General features: G+C 57.4%; 15 protein-coding genes and 2 pseudogenes. 2 read left to right on the forward strand and 15 right to left on the reverse strand.

Annotated elements, in window-relative coordinates; all coding sequences use genetic code 11:
* A pseudogene (locus Q363_RS42170) lies at positions 1–307 on the forward strand (ISNCY family transposase); the annotation flags it as partial.
* Positions 308–473: 166 nt separating this feature from the next.
* Here the strand turns inward: Q363_RS42170 and Q363_RS44505 are convergent.
* Positions 474–737: pseudogene (locus Q363_RS44505) on the reverse strand (very short patch repair endonuclease); the annotation flags it as partial.
* A gap of 110 nt (positions 738–847) precedes the next feature.
* On the opposite strand from Q363_RS44505, the gene Q363_RS21650 reads away from it, so the two are divergent.
* Positions 848–1129 (forward strand): NaeI family type II restriction endonuclease, encoded by a 282-nt coding sequence (locus tag Q363_RS21650; RefSeq protein ID WP_035354680.1) that lies wholly within the window; start codon positions 848–850, stop codon positions 1127–1129.
* Positions 1130–1187: 58 nt separating this feature from the next.
* Here Q363_RS21650 and Q363_RS46625 read toward each other — a convergent pair whose 3' ends face one another.
* From Q363_RS46625 to Q363_RS21715, 14 genes are all read right to left on the reverse strand, one after another.
* Positions 1188–1427: a TIGR02391 family protein gene (locus Q363_RS46625; RefSeq protein ID WP_084080629.1), complete on the reverse strand. Its 240-nt coding sequence runs from the start codon at positions 1425–1427 to the stop codon at positions 1188–1190.
* A 517-nt stretch (positions 1428–1944) separates the two neighbouring features.
* On the reverse strand, positions 1945–2493 hold the full coding sequence (locus Q363_RS21655) for a DUF559 domain-containing protein (protein ID WP_035354682.1): 549 nt from the start codon (positions 2491–2493) through the stop codon (positions 1945–1947).
* 386 nt (positions 2494–2879) lie between these two features.
* Entirely contained in the window at positions 2880–3806 is a 927-nt protein-coding gene (locus Q363_RS21660) for a DUF6734 family protein (protein WP_035354684.1), read from the reverse strand.
* A 23-nt stretch (positions 3807–3829) separates the two neighbouring features.
* The gene (locus Q363_RS21665; RefSeq protein ID WP_035354686.1) at positions 3830–6445 is read right to left on the reverse strand and encodes a DUF6519 domain-containing protein; all 2616 of its coding nucleotides are present in this window, start codon (positions 6443–6445) and stop codon (positions 3830–3832) included.
* A gap of 39 nt (positions 6446–6484) precedes the next feature.
* Positions 6485–8767, reverse strand: coding sequence for a hypothetical protein (locus Q363_RS21670; protein ID WP_157467310.1), 2283 nt, complete (start codon positions 8765–8767; stop codon positions 6485–6487).
* Positions 8764–11562, reverse strand: a complete 2799-nt coding sequence (locus Q363_RS36515) for a baseplate J/gp47 family protein (protein WP_051979126.1) — start codon at positions 11560–11562, stop codon at positions 8764–8766. The genes Q363_RS21670 and Q363_RS36515 overlap by 4 nt, the downstream gene beginning before the upstream one ends.
* The gene (locus Q363_RS21680; protein ID WP_035354690.1) at positions 11559–14024 is read right to left on the reverse strand and encodes a baseplate J/gp47 family protein; all 2466 of its coding nucleotides are present in this window, start codon (positions 14022–14024) and stop codon (positions 11559–11561) included. Before Q363_RS21680 ends, Q363_RS36515 begins: the two co-directional genes overlap by 4 nt.
* Positions 14021–14392, reverse strand: a complete 372-nt coding sequence (locus Q363_RS21685; protein WP_245632385.1) for a GPW/gp25 family protein — start codon at positions 14390–14392, stop codon at positions 14021–14023. Before Q363_RS21685 ends, Q363_RS21680 begins: the two co-directional genes overlap by 4 nt.
* 9 nt (positions 14393–14401) lie before the next feature.
* The gene (locus Q363_RS21690) at positions 14402–14719 is read right to left on the reverse strand and encodes a hypothetical protein (RefSeq protein WP_035354692.1); all 318 of its coding nucleotides are present in this window, start codon (positions 14717–14719) and stop codon (positions 14402–14404) included.
* Positions 14719–15225, reverse strand: coding sequence for a phage baseplate assembly protein V (locus Q363_RS21695; RefSeq protein WP_035354694.1), 507 nt, complete (start codon positions 15223–15225; stop codon positions 14719–14721). Before Q363_RS21695 ends, Q363_RS21690 begins: the two co-directional genes overlap by 1 nt.
* Positions 15226–15234: 9 nt before the next feature.
* A complete protein-coding gene (locus Q363_RS21700; protein WP_035354696.1) occupies positions 15235–16371 on the reverse strand; it encodes a hypothetical protein in 1137 nt (378 codons plus the stop codon).
* A complete protein-coding gene (locus Q363_RS21705; RefSeq protein ID WP_035354697.1) occupies positions 16364–16729 on the reverse strand; it encodes a LysM peptidoglycan-binding domain-containing protein in 366 nt (121 codons plus the stop codon). The genes Q363_RS21700 and Q363_RS21705 overlap by 8 nt, the downstream gene beginning before the upstream one ends.
* A 27-nt stretch (positions 16730–16756) precedes the next feature.
* Complete coding sequence (locus Q363_RS21710) at positions 16757–17356, reverse strand: CIS tube protein (RefSeq protein WP_035354723.1); 600 nt, start codon at positions 17354–17356, stop codon at positions 16757–16759.
* Positions 17353–17694: a hypothetical protein gene (locus Q363_RS21715; protein ID WP_035354698.1), complete on the reverse strand. Its 342-nt coding sequence runs from the start codon at positions 17692–17694 to the stop codon at positions 17353–17355. Before Q363_RS21715 ends, Q363_RS21710 begins: the two co-directional genes overlap by 4 nt.

Consider the following 17694-nt stretch of genomic DNA (forward strand, 5'->3'; position numbering starts at 1 on the left):
TCGCGACGGGGGTGGAGGTGCGCTGATCCACAAGGCTCGTGGTCGCACATCGAACAACCACCTTATCCCTGGGATTCGCGAGTATGTGCTCGAACTGGTACGGTCGCGCTATGCCGACTTTGGCCCTACCCTGGCGACAGAGGTTCTGCTCGAGAAGGATGGCGTCAAGGTCTCGCGTGAGACGCTACGCAAGTGGATGGTTGAGGACGGGCTATGGCTGTCGCGCAAGCAACGCAGGAGCTTCCATCAGCCACGTCTGCGACGTGAGAGCTACGGCGAGTTGATCCAGATCGACGGTAGCGAACATCATTCGCGCGTAGGCGCATGGAGCGCGATCTGGACAAGGAAATCCAGTTTCACGTCGAATCGCAGGTTGCCGACAAGGTGCGATCCGGCATTTCCAAACGGTCCTGAAGTGTACGGTTGACTCGCTCCACGCGCCCTTTAGCCTGGCTGGAGTGGCCCAGCTTCGGAACCCAATACTCCTGCCGCGTCCCTGGGAACCTGCCTTCCCTGCATTTATTATGCTGATGCCAGAAGCACCCGTGAATTAAGATCACTTTTTTGCGGCGGCGGAAGACGATATCCGGCTTGCCGGGCAGATCTTTTGCGTGTAGACGGTAGCGATAGCCGAGAGAGTGGAGCAGCCTCCTCACGACCATTTCTGGCTTCGTATCCTTCGCTCTAATCCGGCTCATGTTCTCGGACCGGCGGGACGTGGTGAGTGAATCAGTCATAGACTCTTTGATGTACGCAGAACGCCGCCCTTTCGAGCTGGACTTGGTGAATGTGGCAAATTGGAGCCTATTTTGAACCTAGAACGACCGGACCTCATTGGAACTGCATCTTGAGCTCTCCGCCCATAGGGTTTGATCCATTACACCAGGACTACGTGCTCATTAAGCAGCTTGAGGCTGCGATCCTGCGTCACGCCGGAGGCTTTGAGAAGTTCCGGGTGGACATCCCTCAACTGCTTCGCCGCGCCATTGATGAAGTCATCGATTCGGCCAGGTCTAACCGTTTCACACTTATAGAGATCGAAAAGACAGAAAAGACCTACATAGGGACCAAAATCGAGATCCTGCTTCGGAATCGGTGGCGTCGCAATTCAGACCAAGCCAGGATATAGTCCAGAGAAGCGGCAACGGCGTGCTCGCGAACATCATGCACGTACAGCAGGTCTAGACTCATGCCAGCCACCGCCCTCGGACCCGCCGGGCTCCGCGCGGCAGCGACTTGTTGATCAGCGGACCAGTTTCTAGGTGAAAGGCCTGCCGCATTAGGGAGACTCCCATGACCTTAGCGTCATAACCGCAGGCCGTGCGAACCGCCACTTCGACCTCTTTGAATGCTTCAAAGACGGCTGTGTCATGTTTGCCGCGGATGAAGGTCGGCCATGCGGAGTCGATGATGCAGGAGTGAAGCAGTTTGGGTGAAAGGAGCGTGGCTTTGCAAAATCGGCGAAGTCCACCGGCGTCTGCAGTTCTCCGACACGCGGGTCAGAAACACCCAATCACCGTTATGGTCATCTGGCGTCGACGCGAGAAGGCCATTGTTCAACATCCAGCTCCAAGCTTCCATGATCGCCCTCGTTACAGCAGGTACCGTTTGCCAAGGATAGATCGAGACCGATAGCAACCATCGCTTTCAGGCTCACGGTTTCATAGAGCCACATCACCAGCCATACCGCCAACGCCATCACGGCAAGCACACCAAGGATGTAGAAGGCGTAACGGTGAAAGTTCGTGCGCGACGCTAACTATTAACTATATATAAATAGAGTGATAGAGTGTTGGCGAAGAGTGAGTGCCAGAGATCCTCAACCTATTGAAAATACATAATATGCGTACTGTACCGTACCTTTTTGATCCAGGGAGCTGACGCGCAGGTAGCCGACCTGTTGGCCCGCTTGCGCGTTCGAGCCGGTCGAGGAATGTGGCGGCTCTACTGGAACAACCCTTGCGCGGGTGTGACGATTTCCTCCTCAGCGAGGTCCTCAATTGGAACCTCGATTCCATATTTCGACCGAGTGCGACCGAGAATCTCGTCCATGGTCTCTGGCTCTGCCTCCCACTCGGCACGTATCCTTCGAGCCTCAACGATCACTCGTTTGCTCAACTCTGTATCGGGCGGACGAGCTTCGCTGCTCATCGGTTCGATACCCATTCTCTCCAATCGTTCGTATAGCGGGATCAATGGGCGTTCGGGATCACGGAAAAACTCTGAACCACGGACGCGGATAAAACGCCAACCAAGTCGTTCCAATACCGCCTGCCGTTCCATGTCTGCCTGAAGATTCTCAAGAGTATGGAATCGGTCCCCGTCACATTCGATCGCAAGTCGTTCCCGTACTCCTTCAACTACCAGGTCGATGCGATAGCTTCCGACGTTCCATTGCGTCGCGACTCGATACCCCTTCAGTTTAAGATCTTTCAGCAGGAGCCGCTCAAACTCAAAGTCCACGTCCTCTTCTTGGCCGCCAGCTGCATCCATCGACACGCCCGGATCGTGTGCGTGATCGAGCAAACGTCGGCGCAGATCTTGAGGAGATGCGCTTGCCGATCCTGACCCACAGTTGATCGTGCGCTCGGCTCGCTGCTACGTTGTAGCGCTTCTTGTACATGTCTCGTGCGCCGGATGTCTCCCCGCGAGACCAAGCCCGGGGAGTTCCTCTGCCCAGATTCAGAAGGCGCCGCCACCATGATGACTCTGAAGAAGGGCGATTACCTCTTCCTACCCCGCATGACGCCACACAAGCGCGTCACCAAGCAGAGCGTCACGCTGATTCTCATCAGTTCGGCGACCTAGGGCATTCGTAGATCCCTCTGCGTTCTGCCGAGTTATCCGAGCCTGGCATTCTGAGTGGAGCAGAAGGCCATTTACGTGCCGGGTTCAAAGCGGGATTTCTCGCTAAGAGTATTGAGCACCTGCGTGCAGTGCCGAAGGAATGATGGATCCAGAGCAGCGATCCTTCGCTCTAAACGGTCGGTCGCATGTTCGTTTGTCTTGGCATCTCCGAGCAGATGAGTGAATCCTGCCTTTGTTGCCAGCGATGGGTTGTAGCTCTCTGCAAAGCTTGGGAAGAGGTGACGCGATGAAATGCCCCGGAAAGGCGACTGCGGATTGGAGCGGTGATAGCCAATACAGGCGCTGAGCAGATACTGCTCTACCAGCATGTTTGAGCCATCTTTATCGCCGAACGTGGACCAGGCGTCTGCGTGTTTTCCTGATGTGACCAGATCGAGCGCTGCCTGAGAAAAATACCGGATGAATGGAATGTTGTTTCCGCCAAAGATGCCGCAGTTTTCTTCGGGGAACCAGGTGGTGTGGGTCGATCGCGACCAGACCCATTCAACGGGCAGCGGGAGCTCAAACTTCGCGAAAAGGTCTTCGATGAGATAGGGACCGACCGCCTCGTCAAGAGAGTGATGCTCAGGGCATTGAGTAAAAACATCCGCAGACAACAGAGAGGGTGGAAGCGGCTTCCATAGAAAGACGTCAGTATCAAGATGGATGAATGGCTTCTCCTGCATGCGATAGGCCACCAGCTTTCCCAGCGCCCACCATTCAGGATCGATGTTCTTAAGCCGGTCCAGCTCGGTAGATACGTGGGCGAATTCAAGCCCAAGATCGTCTACGAGAAGCTCCTTTCCCCAGGTGTCGGTAATCAAGACGGTCTCCGGAAAGTATTCCTGCGCAAGTCGCAGCGAAAGACCCCAGCTCATCAAGTGATGTTTGGGTTGCCGCCACATTCTTCCTTTGAAGGCCTTGAAGGGCAGGCTCCAGAATGACCAGACAGATCTCATCAATCGCTCTCTCCTGTATTGGACTATCTTGGTGGCCTGATCGGGACATGGCCACCGGTAACGGTAAGTACCGGCTGTTGATCGGCGCTGATGTTACCCACGGCCGTGCCGACGGAAGCGATAAAGGTGATGTTCTGGGTGGCAGCAGGGCCGGGAGTGGCCTGAACCGTTATCGGCACGTTCTGACTGGCCTCACCTGCGGCAAAGCTGACGGTCGGCGGGACAGTGACCGTAGTTCCCGCTCCCTGTCCGGTGAGCTGCAGCGTAACCGTTGTGGCTTCCACCGGGGTGTAGCTGAGCTGAATCGTGATGTGGAGCAGCGTGACCCCAGGTGCCCCGGTCTGATCCACAGTTACGAGTCCACTCATTGTGCCGTTGAAATCAACGGCAACGACAACAGAATTGGTTGGAATGACTTTTCCTGCAACGGTCGCGTCGATCTCAACTGAACTAATCAGCACAGTCGGAGCAAGATAAAGCCATCCTTCAAAGTCGGTCGCCCGCGAAGAATCTCCCTTGAAGCTGGTCAGGGAGATGCTGTCAGATTTATCGACCTTACGCTGCACCGTCATTCCAAAGCTCTGGCCATCCAGATACATGTTGTAGCCATTGGTACCCGCGGCATAGACTGCGCCCCCGAGCAGCCGGATACGCATGCGAGTCAGCGCATTTGCGTTGGTTTGTGCGAGCAGAGTATTGAGTTGAAAATACAACAGGCGCACTGCCCGGTCGTTGCCCAGCTCCTTCGTGATCTGCGCTCCTGGCAGGAGCCAGTTCACCGTCGCACTCTGCACCACGATGCCGGTCGGGGGGTCGAGTACCGTAGGTGTTCGCAGAAAGCCATTGAAGCCAAACTCGAATGCGGACTGAGGCAGCAGGGCGTTGATGATGTCTCCGAAGCGTCCCTGGACTGCGTTTTTAGCTGGCACTTCAAGAATTACCTGGAAGTTTGCGCCGCTCCAGGGACATCCCGGTGCCTGGTCGAGGGTGACCGAGAGGCCCTTCGTAATCAATGTGTCCACCGTGATTGGCTGATCATTTTGCCAGCTGATGCTTTTCACATGGAGCGCGCTTGAGGCACCCGCGCCGAGCAGTTCATTGAGAGGCGGAAACAGAAGGCGGCAGTCGTCAATGACAAAACGGCTTCCAGCTTGAAACGAGATCGATAACCTCGATCTATCCACCGGCGCCAGTTTGTTGATTGCGTTGGAAGGCGCACTGGCTTTTGCCGCGGCAAGGTGAATGCACGCGATGGGTGCAACATGGATCTTTGTGAACCGCGCTTTCTGGAACTGCTCTCCATTGCTATCGCACGGAGGCCATTCGATTTTGCCCGTCGCTGTCCGCGCCACAAACGTCCAGTAGTCTCCAGCAAGATACTGCCCGCTGCGGAAGTTCACCTCGATGCCATTTTCAAGAGGCAGAGCAGAGGTTGACAGAGCGACTCCTCTCTCCGTAGCCGAAGCTCCTGACTGGTCCCAGCGTCGCATCCTCGCGTTGAGCAAGGGATCAATCGACGTAACGGGACGGTTGAGCGTCACCTGCAACGTGTTCGGTGAGACAGAGAGAATTTGATAGAGGTCGCCTGGCTGGTTCGGTGTCTGGCCGAAGAGGTAGCTGTCATCCGAAAGCTCTACCCACTGCCCAGGCTGATAGCCCAGGTTCGCATCGGGGCCAAGGCTCTGCACCGTGAGAACGGCGCCACCAATGTGAATGATCTGGGTGACGATTGATCCGTTCTCGCGGGACCATTTGAATGTGGCGCGATCAAGCGTTCCACCACGCTGCACCTCAACCCTGTAGAGTTGATTTTCGAGTCCCTGGTATCCGGCAGAAGGAATCGGCTGACATCCGCAATCTGCTCCTGCGGGATTCGTAAAGGCTTGCAACACGCCGGTCCGCACTGGATCGGCAGCACCATACATGAGCTGGCAGCAAGACGACAGCGCGGCGATGGGCCCTTCTGCAACCGAGGTTTCGCCTGATGAAGACTGCGAGTCAGCCGAGGTGAGAGGTTGTTTGTACAGCTCCAGAAGATTTTCCGCGTTCAATATCATGGAGTCTCTCTCAATCTGAAGACCAGCAAGGCGGTTGAGAAAGATACTGTCCGCTCGCGTGAGGGGGGCGTTGGCTGAGGTGGAATCGCTTTGAACTTTTCCTACAACGCGCCATAGGGTCTGAACACGAACGGTAGTGTCCGCCTGTCCCAGAGCGGGTTCGTTGAGGCAAGGATCGTCCAGCCTCGTCACCATCCGCTGCCAGACTTCCAGTTGAAGCTGGACACTGGACCCATTCTCCACTGCTCTCAACAGGTCGGATGAATGAAACTCGGGATCGATAAGATAGGGCTGGTCGTCGTATCGCAGGGATTGTGGGTTTTCCACGAGAATTCCATCGACGTAGTAGCGACCTGCGGAAAGCACAATTTCATCGCCACTGATTTCGACCTGGAAGCCGGCGGCGTGTTCTGGCGCGCCAAAACGACCAATGACGTCGGTGTTGGCCGTCTCACGCAGGTAGCTATTGATCGCAGCCTGCTCGTTTGAGTCGGCATCGACCGCGACGCGGCCCTGCTGTTCAAGCACCGAGGTGTAGCGCCTGGAGGGATTGAATCGGATTCTGCTGAAATCGCCCTTCATTACGACCTGCCTGTCTGTCCGTATGGAACTTTGTTGGGTCTAAATCAAATGAATGCCAATGCCGATGGGAACATCTTCCATGTACTCGTTTTCGGTCATGCACGGCGGTCGCGTCATGCTTGAACCCTGATCGTGGAACCGCGGTTCTGTGATCGCTCGCGATGGCATGAGGAAGACGCCGCGTTCAAGATTCGCCGGCAGATATTCCGAAGAGCGAATCTGAATGTTGGTCACGGCTTCTGTCTCCTGCGTTGAGAGATACGCGCCGATCTGGGAGCCGTTGTCGGCACCCTTCCAGATCGCGATCGGGCAATCACCACTTAAGAGACCGTACGCAGGATCTCCGAAGCGAAGGGTGACAAACTGCGGCGCGAGCGCCCATTGATTGGAAGCGCTCGTAGGAACGCATTCGTACTGCCTCGGCGTAAGAGAAGCCCAGGGAAGGCTGCAGAAGCGCACGCAGCCGCTCTGACGGCGTCTGCTCCAGACAGCCGCTTTCCATGGATCGTGCCTGCCCAGCGCGCTGACGAAGATCGTATTCGAGGCAAAGCGGAGCCACTGTGTCCAGACCTTACCGATGATCGTTGCATCCTCAACATGGAGAACAGGACCGGCTGACGCGGTGTCTGGCCCGGTGATCGCGACGCAATAAGGCGATGAAGCATCGACGATGCAGCTCGTGAGACGAACGTTCGACATAGGGCTGAGGCAGATTGGCCCTGTGAATGTTCGCGTCAGGCAAACGGTTGCTCCAAGGGCGGAGCCAGAGATGCTCGGGTGATCGGGGAAAGACGGTTCGCCGGAATGAAGCAATACTTGTCCGGGCACGAGGGTCGCGTCACTGAGATTCAAACAGAACGGACTGCCGCTGACGATAAGGGAGCCCCTAAACCAGACGCCGTTGATGTACACCTCGCCTTGCTGCTCCGTGACCTGATCGCTCACGTCCTCCGCTTCCCCGAAGATTTCTATCGTGCCGGTGAGCGTCACGCAGGATTCGGTAAAGAGGTAGCCACCGTCAGGGGATATCTCAGCGGACGCAATCAGCAGTGTGCTCCGCGGTGCGATTCTTATCGCATGGGCGCCCGTGAGATCAACGTCATAGGCTTCGTAGTCTGGCAGCACGATGCGGCCTGCGGTTCCCGGTTTTTGCACATTCCATTCAGCGACGGCGGACTCGAGTGTAGGAAAGTCTTCGCTTCCCACAATCGCGAGGAAGGTGCCGGACTCATTGGAGGGTATGGCGTCAGAGCGGTCATAAGGGCCGCCTCCCAGCTCTGTCACGGAGCCGTAGTTGTAGCTGACGCGTAAGACATCGGGTTGCAGAACATCGTCGGCATACTGAATCCGTCCTGTCTCCGGATCAATCGCTATCTTGCCAGACGGAACCCGGCACACACCTCCGCTGGAGTTTTCAGTCAGGTTGGCGCACACGATCTGGCTTCTATCGACGGTCGCTCCATCTGCGATGAGTGACATGCTGGATGGATAGAAGGAGTCGAGGTGCTCAGCGAAGGCCCGCCGCAAGATGGGCTCGGGGGCATCGGCCTCAGCGAATAGCCGTGTGAACGGTGCTGTCTCTACGCGGGGCTTCTGGAAAAGTTTTACCGGACCTCCGAGAAGACTGAAGAAATAGCCTCCGCTGCCCAGTGAGAACGCAGGCGCGTTCTCGATCGTGCGGTTGCAATACCGCCACATCCAGATAGCCACGTCTGGAATATTGAAGCGTCCGCCGCCATGAAGGATTTTGTCCAGCGGAGTTGTGTCGGGTGACACGGCTGCGATGATGGGCGGAGCAATGCGTCGCACATCGATTGTGCGATTCAATCTGGTGAAGGGCCCTTCCAGCTCTTCAGGCAACTTCAGACTTCGAATATCTACCGTGTCGCGGTGATGAGGCCTTACATCTTTGAGAGAGAGATTGGTGATCAGCCGGCGGAACTCTTCTACGGCAATCGTTGGCCGGCCGCTTACGTCATGCGTAAGCTGTTCCATTGCGAGCAGCGTTCCCTTGCGGCGACGATAGCCGATGGTGTTCGCAACCTCTGCCCGGCTGTCCACACCGTTTTCGGCGAGGGTATAAATCTGGTTGAAACCGATCAGCTCGCCGAGATAGGGGATCGCCCAGGGCGCGCAGGTCTCAATAAACTGGTCGTTGTAAAGCTGTTCAAGGTTCTCCCGAACAATGCCGTACTGCTCCTCAAGGACTGCAAAGAAGGCCTCAAGCGGCTGGCCTTGCATCGCGTCGCGCGTCCGAAACACTGCCGGAAGAAGCGAGTACAGAGTCGCGGGTGTAGAGGCGAAAGATGATTGCGTGCTCACGACCACACCTCCAGATTTCCCTGCGAAGCAGGATCGATTGACAGGATCTCTGCGCCACGCGGAGCCGACAAAGATACGTCGGGGCCCGCAGCACAGAGGACCACCGAGAAGGCGTCGTCCGATCCGCTGCGCTTCAGCGTCTTCAAATTGACCGCGACAACACCGGCCACCGACTGCGCCACCTGCACGACGGCGCTTGCTGCTACGCCTTCGCTCGGCCGAAGCATTCCAAACGAGAAGGCGGCGAGAAGCTTTTGCCAGACCTGTGCCACAACGAGCGACGAGTCGTATGCATCGTCGACCTTTATCTGAAGGCCGACCTCGAAGAGAACGGGAACATAGGAGACGACTGCGAGCGGAATGTTGGGTAGACCTGAAGACATGAGCGCGGAGATGAGATTCTGTATGACCTTGTCACTTGACTGCAGGACCGCTCCACCTTCGCCGGCGACGGTAAAAAAGATTCCCCGGGTGGTGCCAAACCAGCTCCATGTTGCAGTTGTTACCTCAATGCCTGCGAACGCGAGAGCGAAATTCTGGTAATCCTCGAGTGAGACGACACGTCCGAGAGTGAGAGTCGGCAGCGGAGCCGAGATGCGTGCGTCATCGGGCGACGCTGGATCGGCTCCGCCCGTTGCCGGACTGGGATTTGTAACCGCCTGCAGACCCTGCGGGCGATCGATCGGCTGTGAAAGCTGACCCGCAGAGACCATGCCCGCCAGGCCGAGACCCTTGCGGTACACGGCGCGGATATTCGCCTGGCCCGTGGGAGTGCGTGAGCCATGCAGACCGTCACCGAACTGCACAACCGTGCCGGTAGAAGCGGTAGCTTGTGTCACGAAGACGCGGTCTGCAGGACTGGAAGAGAGGAAAGAAGGGACTTCCTTCCAGCGAAGGTTGTTCACCCACACTTCGAGAGTTGAGCGCATCCCGCCAGCAGCGGCCGAAGAAATATAGGTAAGCGGCGACTGCTTGAGTGCAAGTTGCAGTGCGGCATCCGTAGCATTGCCTGAACCAAGAATCTCCTGCGTCGTCTCTCCATCGTTTGCTTCAACGGCATTTGTGTTTACCGTGACGGTGGACCGGTCGTAGAGCCGCGCGAGTTGCGATGAAAGTGCAAGGGCCGTTGTTGCGCCCTGGACTTCGGCCGTGGAGACAAAGCCGCTTTCGCCTGTAACAGGATCAGAGGATCCAGATGGAAGCAGAACGAACTGCGCTGGAGGAATGGAGAGTATTCCCGGCTGGCCGCCGACGGTGAGCACATTCCACAGAAGATTGCCATCGGTGTCCTGCGCGGGAGGAAATGCATCTACTAGGAACGGCTGTCTGGCGCTCACTGCGCGTCCGGTGTTTGCGCCCGCGGGGGTAAAGCCGTTCGCCAGGGCCGTCGCCGGCGCAATGCGCAGACGCTTTCCTAAGACACCGATCGGCGAGCCATTCGCCACGATCCGTAGACCTGTAACAAGAATAGAGGCGCCAAAGATGGGTGAGAGTAAACCCTGGGTGAGTGGATAGCTGAAACCTGCGAGCTGTGTGAGCGGCAAATCCGCGAAGCGTAGAAGTTCGCTCTGCGCGTACACGGTGGTTGCGCGCGTCTGACCAACGAAGTACTCCAGTTCGACGTCCACATCGGTCGTGCCGTCCATCAGATCGAAGACACTGCTGATGGAGAGTTGGGTCGTCTTTGTCGAAATGGAATATCGATTTGGATTCGATTCAGTTGCGGAGGATACCTGGCAGTAGGCGGTGTAAGAGGGATCGATAATCAACACCCACTGCAGTTTGTCCGCTGTCCCGGAGGGTGAGACTGCGGCCGGGTTCATTCCGGAGACGACGCTATCGAGATTGATTTTTCCGCCGGAGTTGTATGAGTAGACCCAATCGCTTGTCGGGCTGCCGGGAGCGCCAGGAATGTTCTTGAGTGTGTCAGCCGGGAAGATGGCCGGGCTTGGTGCGCCGACTCCATACAAAGCAGCCTTCGCGCGGAAGATGTAGAGAGAGACCTCCGAGCTTCCCGCAACGAAGCTTGACGGCAAGCTCTTGTCCCAGGAGATATGCGTATTGCCTGCAGTGGAGTCGATGGAGACTGCCGTCACATGAACAACGGCTGCTGGACCATGCAGCACGGGAGATCCACCGGTTGTGATGACAAAGAGAAGAACATCGCCGACGCGGATGTTGTTGGCGGTGCCGGCGATCCAGGTTGAGGTATCGGCGCCCCGCAGTTGCCACGGCTGAGTGGTCGCAGCAGGGATTGCATTGCCGACGATGGTCGCATTGAGGTCAGCCACGGTTTCGAAGGTGCGTGGCGTCTGCCTCGGACCCGGCACGCTTTGTACACGGGTACCTGCAGCAATGAATGTGCTGGCCGGTGAACCCGGTGCCGAGGAGAGCGTGAAGGCAAGTACCGTGGATGCGCTTACACCTGGCGACGGCTTGTAACCGACGAGACGCGCAAGCTCGAAGATGCTTCGACCCTCAACTGCAGTTCCGAGGTAGGTTTCGTTGGCTAAGCGCTCGGTATAAAAGGTCAGGATGTCCAGCACTTCCGACCACGCATCGACCAGTGCAAGCGAAAGATCATTACTCTCTCGAGTGCGTAAAGGAGCAAGCGCAGGAACACTGGAGCTGGAGAGCTCTGCCTGCATGGATTGGAGAAAGCTCGAATAGGTGCCGACGCGATAGCGCAAGGATCTTAAGCCCGGCCGATTGACGGTGGCAGACGGAGTCTGGCGCGCCGTGCCCGCGCAGCACTGGCAAAGAGTCTCTTCCGATTTGTTGCAGGTGCAGCTCATTTGCCACCATCCAGCGCGAAGGTAAGGCTTCCGTAGTCTGCGTGATTGGGATCGTTGTCACACCGTGCAATCTCGAGCCGTCCCATGGTCAGGAATGGCGGAGGAGCTGCACCGGCGGGCAAAGGAGAGTCCATCCGTTCAAAGGTCAACAGAGACACTGAAACGACTCCGGCCACGCCCTGGGCAGCCGCGAGGATTGGGCTGGCGTAGATGTTCGCTCCAAAATGAGAGTTGGTGACGGAAAGCAATGCCGACGCCCCAGTGCAGGTGTCGCCGGCGATCAGGACTTTCGTCAGGTCGTCGTAGACGTCGCCGCGGAAGTAGCGGCTCGAAATACATACATGCAGACGAATGCGTATTCCCACAAACCGCGCCTGCTCTGCAACAACGTCGGTGCCCATCATGCGGAGCATGTCGAGACTGCTTGTCACTGAAGAGGCCAACTGAGGAGTCCACTTCGCTACGGGCGCGAGAGATACAAACGCGGTGTACCAGGAACCTGTCCAACGCATGGTTCCCTTCGCCTCGCGAATGCCAGGCAGCTTTGCTGCCATCACGCCGTAGTCATCGGCAGTAACGCAGCGCAACTGGCTTTGAAACTGGAAGGGAGCGTTCTGGCGGATGTGCTCCATGTTTTCAGGATCAGTCCCTCCCGCCGCAGCGATGGGATTGCGGACGCCGCCTATTCCAGGGCCGGAGAAGATGACATGAGCAAGAGCTTCGCGGCCAACATTTCCGCTGCGTCCATTCCCGATGCGATAGTTCGCGAAGAATCGCTGTCCCGGCTCAACATCCTCGCCATAGACTCCATCGCCAAAGCGCAGACGCGTCGTCAGGTCGGCTTCATTCTCTGGAAGAAAACCTTTGAAGTTGTCTTCCTGGTCGAGCAGGTCGAGTACAGGTGACCAGAGGTGTGCGTCTTCATCGACCAGCCATATCTGTGGCTCGGCATCGAGCGAGTCTTGTTTCAGAAATGTTGTCGCCGGCTTGCCTGCGGAATAAGGAATGGCGTAGGTCAGCGGCTGCTGCGCTAATGTTGGGTTGTAGCGAGGACCTGGAGTTGCCGCTCCCTGTCCGTCGTTACAGTCGCAACCTTGTCCGCTTACGGGCGACTGCGAGTGATCTGGAACCAGGCCCAGATCTTCCTGCCTGATCCACACACCCTGATCTGTGGCTACTACGTTTCCTCTTGCAAACGACACCGCAGGTAAGGCGATGGAGCCGCGCTCCGCGTCAGTCAACGATGAGAGGCAGACCGGCGATGGAAGAGCGTCCTCTTCAGCCCAGACGATATGAGTGAGTGCCGTTCCGTTTACGGGATCGATGAGAGGATCGCCATTCGCGGCGCGCGTCTCAACCACCGTGAGCCGCACTACCCAGCGGTGGATGGGGTCGGCATCGGCAGGGTCACCGGTGTTTGGGCCAAGGATCTCTTCAAAGAGAAGAACCTGTCCGGCAGTAAGCGTTTCGAGCGTGCCAACAAGCCATGCCTCGGTTGCGCCGGCAGTAAGGCAGCACTGACCATCTCCCCATGTGTAGAAGTTGATGCTGTTCTGTTCCGTGTACAGCACAACTTCTTCAAGGGTCTCGAATACTGGTCCAGGGCCTGCTTCGAGCTGTGCCGCAGCATCGCTCGTGGGAAGTACAGAGGCCTCCAGGCCGGTCATGAGAGGAAAGATTCGAGTGCGCGCGGGCACAACCACGTCGTTGAGCGATGCGGTCAACACGACCCAGGCGCGTGCGTTTGAACCTTCATTGAGCCAGTAGTCCACCAGCCTTGCGTGGCGTCGCAATGAGATACGGCTTCGTGCTGTGCCGATGTATGCTTCGGTGTTCACAGCATCCTGCATGTAGCTGATGCGATCTCCGGCATATGCCAGTGCTTCGACGAACGTGATCATCGGGTCGGTGACGTGCGTCTCTTTCCACTCCGGAACAAGGACCGCGAGGCGGTCCAGCATGGTTTGCCTGAAGCCGTCGTAGTCGCGAGCGAGATAGTGAATGTCCGGCGGAGTGATTGCCGTTACCGGGCAGCAGCTATCAGGAGCGCAGTCTGCCGGAGTGGGACAGCCCGCTTTGAACGACAGGCTGACAGACGAGAGTTGCCTGTCGACTCCTGTGGGAGCGTCCACCAACACTCCTGGTTGACTGGCAGACGAACCGCTCGCGATAAGCGTGAGCGTGTAAAGAGAGAAGTCTCCCGGGCTTTCGAGCTGGACTGTTACCGCGTAGGGATCTTCGTCGGTTGGTGCATTCACCGAGGTCACGGCAAGGGCCGTCTCGCCGGTAAGTTGAATATTCGCTGCCCTTAATCCAAGCTGGCGTGCGTCTTTGAGGAACGTGATTACTATCGTGCGTCCGCAGCCTGGATCTCCAAGGATCTCGACATAGTCGATTCCATTGAGACCCGTCGTCTGAAGTACGAGTTCGCGGCGGCGCTTGTCCTGGCAGAAGACGATCATTGCGGCTGGCCTCCGTAGAGAAACTCTTCAGACTGCGATTGGTTGGTAGCCAGCAGCAGGTACTTCACAGTTACGGAGAGGGTGGAGTCTTCGGCAACGACGACGACTGACTGGACCTGGATAAGGTCGGGTAACCACTGCTGTAGCCCGAACTGAATAGCCTGTTGCTGCGCTGCAGCCAGCACCTCGCTGTTTGGCTCAAAGACAAGTTGCGCCGTTCCACTGCCGAAGGTGGGGCGATTGACACGCTCGCCCGGAGAGGTGAAGAGGATCAACTCGATCATGTCGCGCACATGCGTCGCCGCATCCGTCTGAGCGGTGCGGCCGGTGCTATCGAACTTGTAGGGAAACGCGAGATTGATCATCATCGTCCTCGCTCAGGTAGCCATGACACGGGTTTGCATCGAGATAGGAATCAGCGTTGCGGCGCCCGGCATCGTAATCGCCGTCCCCGTCTGCACAACCAACGGTTGTCCCATGGATGTAACTCGCACAGTGCCTATCAGCCACAGGCCGGTTACGCAGGGAGGAATAGGCGGAGGCACCAGCGGGCAACCTGCGACCACCCACGGTGCGGCAATGGTTGCCGTGGGCATGCCGGTTACAAGCACTCTTGGATTCGGCGTTGTGGGCATGGCCTGGCCGCCGTGCGCACAGATGACAACAGCGCCCTGATGGAGAAGGAACCCGGCCATCAGATCACCTCCAGTGCGCCGGTATTGATACTTACTACCGGGCCAGTCATTGCGATGGTTGCGCCCTGTCCATTGCTGATGATGATCCCCGTTTCGGAGATCGAGATCATGGCTCCCGCCGTTGTCTTCAAGAGGATTCCCCCGGTTGGTCCGGGAGTATCGCTGATCATCAGCGTGTTTTGACCCACGGTCTGTACGACGATGGATTGCAGGCCCGGCGGTGTGGCGAGCGCGAGTGCGGGTGTCTCCGCTGCGCTGCCGAAGAAGCAACCGGACCAGATGGGATAGTCCGGGTTGCCCTGTTCGAACTCGATCCATACTCCCGAGCCAATCGCGGGAACTGCGAAAAAGCCGTTCTGTATACCCGCAAACGGAAAACATGGCATCGCCCAGGTCGACGGGATGACATTCGACACGTCGGGCACGATCGCCATGAGGCGGCCGATGTTCAACGGGTCGATGTTCTGAAGCACCGTGCCGCGATATTTTCCGAAGTACTTTTCCAAGCTTCGCTCCTAGAAAGGAAGAGATGGAACAACAGGCGTGTTTGCTATGAGAGCGTTTCGTTTTAGAACAAAGGTCTGCTTATATTCGCCAGGCTTGATGCTGTGCGTGGCTTCATCCACGAAATGCATTCCGTCGAAGGCCAGGCCAGCACCGCGAACCCCTACAAGGCTGCGAGCGCGTAACGGCTGGCCGTAGCGGATAACGTCCAGCGCGCCTCGCCCTGTAACTACGTCGGCGTTCTTTACGCTCTCGGCAAAGCCGCGCATCAGTGCTTCGGCCGGCGTGCTTTTCGCGGTGTCTTTCAACTGCACCACCTTTTGCGGAATAGGCACGTACACGCCCAGCGGCGGATTGAACGGCGTGACCGGAGGAATGATTACGGGTATGGGCGCTTTCGTGATGGAGTCCTGGATGAAGACAATGGGAAGAACCGACGCCTTCGGTTCGTAGCTGAAGGTCAGACGCTCAACATTTGTCCAGCTATCGAGGTTCACATTCAACGCGGTTTGAGGAAGACCAAAGCGTACTTGCGGACCCCAGTAGGCCTGGCTCATGCCAGGAAGTGGACCGGGCACGATATAGAAGACATAGCCCACTTCTTCCGCCAGCTGCTGGATGTAGGCCAGGTCAGTGCCCTTCTGCTTCGGGATCTGCTGTACGGGCACAGGGATGTCGGGTGCGGGCACTGGAATCACTTCCGGGATAACTCCAAACGCAGCGTACTTCGCCAGGATGGTGAGAACGCGAAGATCGGGGCTCATGCCGGGATAAGGAATACCGCTCAGGTCGATCAGATCCATCAGCGCAGCAATGTCCTGCCCGGTAACGACAAGCTGCGAGGAGCCTCGCATCGCATCCGGGACTACCTGCACATGCATCACGACGCCATCGAGAAGTACCTGAGGAATGCCGGGAAATGTCGCCAGCAAGACAACTCGCAGAAGCGGTATCGGCGCGCCGGATGCGATGAGGAAGAAGGTTTCAAGGATCGAGTTACTGCCAAGCGTGAACGTAAGCTGAAAACCACTTCTACCGGTTGCGCTCTCAGTCACCTCGACCGACACCAATGCATCTGCGACCGGCTTTGGCGCAGGCAGTGGCTCGGCAGGGCCGACAAGAAGTGTGAGGTAGAGAGGGCTAACCATTACGCGCTCCTGCGGGAATGCCCGAAATACGGGGAATCCGGATGCTTCTTCCCGGCACAGCCGTGAGTTCGTCGGGATGATAGGAGAGATTGGCGTCGGCGATCATCCAGTACAGGATGGGATCGCCCAGGAACCTGGCAGCCAGCGTGTCGAGGCGGTCGCCATCGGCGACGGAGTAGTCGAAGGTCTGCGAATAGACGGTAGCCTGAGGCACGATGCGGCGGGAGAGATAGGCGACCTCTGTGCCATCCGGTAACGTCATCTTCTCAACCGGTGTGCCTGTGTAACGGCTGCTCGGATTGGTGGGGGCGCCGTTACCCGCTGCCGATTGAATCATGCTTGCAAGTGCGTTATCCATCTACGGGCTCCTTTGCTCAGGTAATTGCTAACTACGCTTCGACATTGATTCCTTCGAAAGCTGGTAAGACATGTACATGGCGCCGGCGGGTGTGAGGAATCCAACATCATTCACGTTGAGCACCCGCATGGTGAGCGCCACTTTCGCGCGAATTGGATTCAGGTTCGGATCGAAGGCCTCCTCGCTGATCTCCATTGCCGTGAGGCGGACGGGTGTAACGCGATTGGCTCCCCAGACGAAGATGGTCAGATTCGACGACATGGGAAGAATCTCGATGGTGCCAATCAACGACAGCACTTCATTCGCGATCAGCGTGATGCTAGAGGGATAGATCAAGAGCTCAAGCGTCGCGAGTTGCGGCTGGATTCCATACTTCATCGCTGTGGCGTTGGAACTCGCGAGGGCATCGGTCGCATCAAGCTCGACATCGCAATGAATGGTCTCGATAGGCGGCCCTTTCAGGCGCAGCACCTCGGTCCTGTCTGGCTGATCGCCAACGCTCTGCGGCTGCAGCGAGCGTCGTATCGACTCGGGGTTGTACTGCAGATGAATCGTCTGCAGCGGAATTCCCGTGCACGGCTCCAATACGAGCAGAGCGCCTTTTTGGAGGCGAGGAGAGATACTCACGCGCTCTCCTTTTCACTGTTGTCGAAGAGGTTCCGTAGAAGTGCCTGGGCAACCTGTTCCGCTGCTTCCTCGGCTGACGCGCCCGGTTTCAAGCGCCCGGCATCCAGATGGCTCAACTGCAGTGAGGCGCGGCTGATGGCTTTTGTCGAGAGCGCATTGGAGAGCGACTGCGACAAACGCTTCTCCAACGCCTGAGGGAACTGTCTTTGCGCCTGGATCGATAAACCATTCGCCCTGATGCGCCCCACATCGATGCGGATGATCTGAGTGCAGCTGGAAGCGGCGACCTGCGTGGAGGGCTGAGGAATCTGCGATGGAGCGTTTGCCGGTGCGTTCAT

The organism is Edaphobacter aggregans DSM 19364, from assembly GCF_000745965.1.
GTDB lineage: Bacteria > Acidobacteriota > Terriglobia > Terriglobales > Acidobacteriaceae > Edaphobacter > Edaphobacter aggregans.

Bases quoted from the DNA above. Each gene is read 5' to 3' on its own strand.
- Q363_RS21655 (WP_035354682.1), bottom strand. From the start codon at position 2,493: ATGGATGCAGCTGGCGGCCAAGAAGAGGACGTGGACTTTGAGTTTGAG.
- Q363_RS21660 (WP_035354684.1), bottom strand. From the start codon at position 3,806: ATGAGATCTGTCTGGTCATTCTGGAGCCTGCCCTTCAAGGCCTTCAAA.
- Q363_RS21665 (WP_035354686.1), bottom strand. From the start codon at position 6,445: ATGAAGGGCGATTTCAGCAGAATCCGATTCAATCCCTCCAGGCGCTAC.
- Q363_RS36515 (WP_051979126.1), bottom strand. From the start codon at position 11,562: ATGAGCTGCACCTGCAACAAATCGGAAGAGACTCTTTGCCAGTGCTGC.
- Q363_RS21680 (WP_035354690.1), bottom strand. From the start codon at position 14,024: ATGATCGTCTTCTGCCAGGACAAGCGCCGCCGCGAACTCGTACTTCAG.
- Q363_RS21685 (WP_245632385.1), bottom strand. From the start codon at position 14,392: ATGATGATCAATCTCGCGTTTCCCTACAAGTTCGATAGCACCGGCCGC.
- Q363_RS21690 (WP_035354692.1), bottom strand. From the start codon at position 14,719: ATGGCCGGGTTCCTTCTCCATCAGGGCGCTGTTGTCATCTGTGCGCAC.
- Q363_RS21700 (WP_035354696.1), bottom strand. From the start codon at position 16,371: ATGGTTAGCCCTCTCTACCTCACACTTCTTGTCGGCCCTGCCGAGCCA.
- Q363_RS21705 (WP_035354697.1), bottom strand. From the start codon at position 16,729: ATGGATAACGCACTTGCAAGCATGATTCAATCGGCAGCGGGTAACGGC.
- Q363_RS21715 (WP_035354698.1), bottom strand. From the start codon at position 17,694: ATGAACGCACCGGCAAACGCTCCATCGCAGATTCCTCAGCCCTCCACG.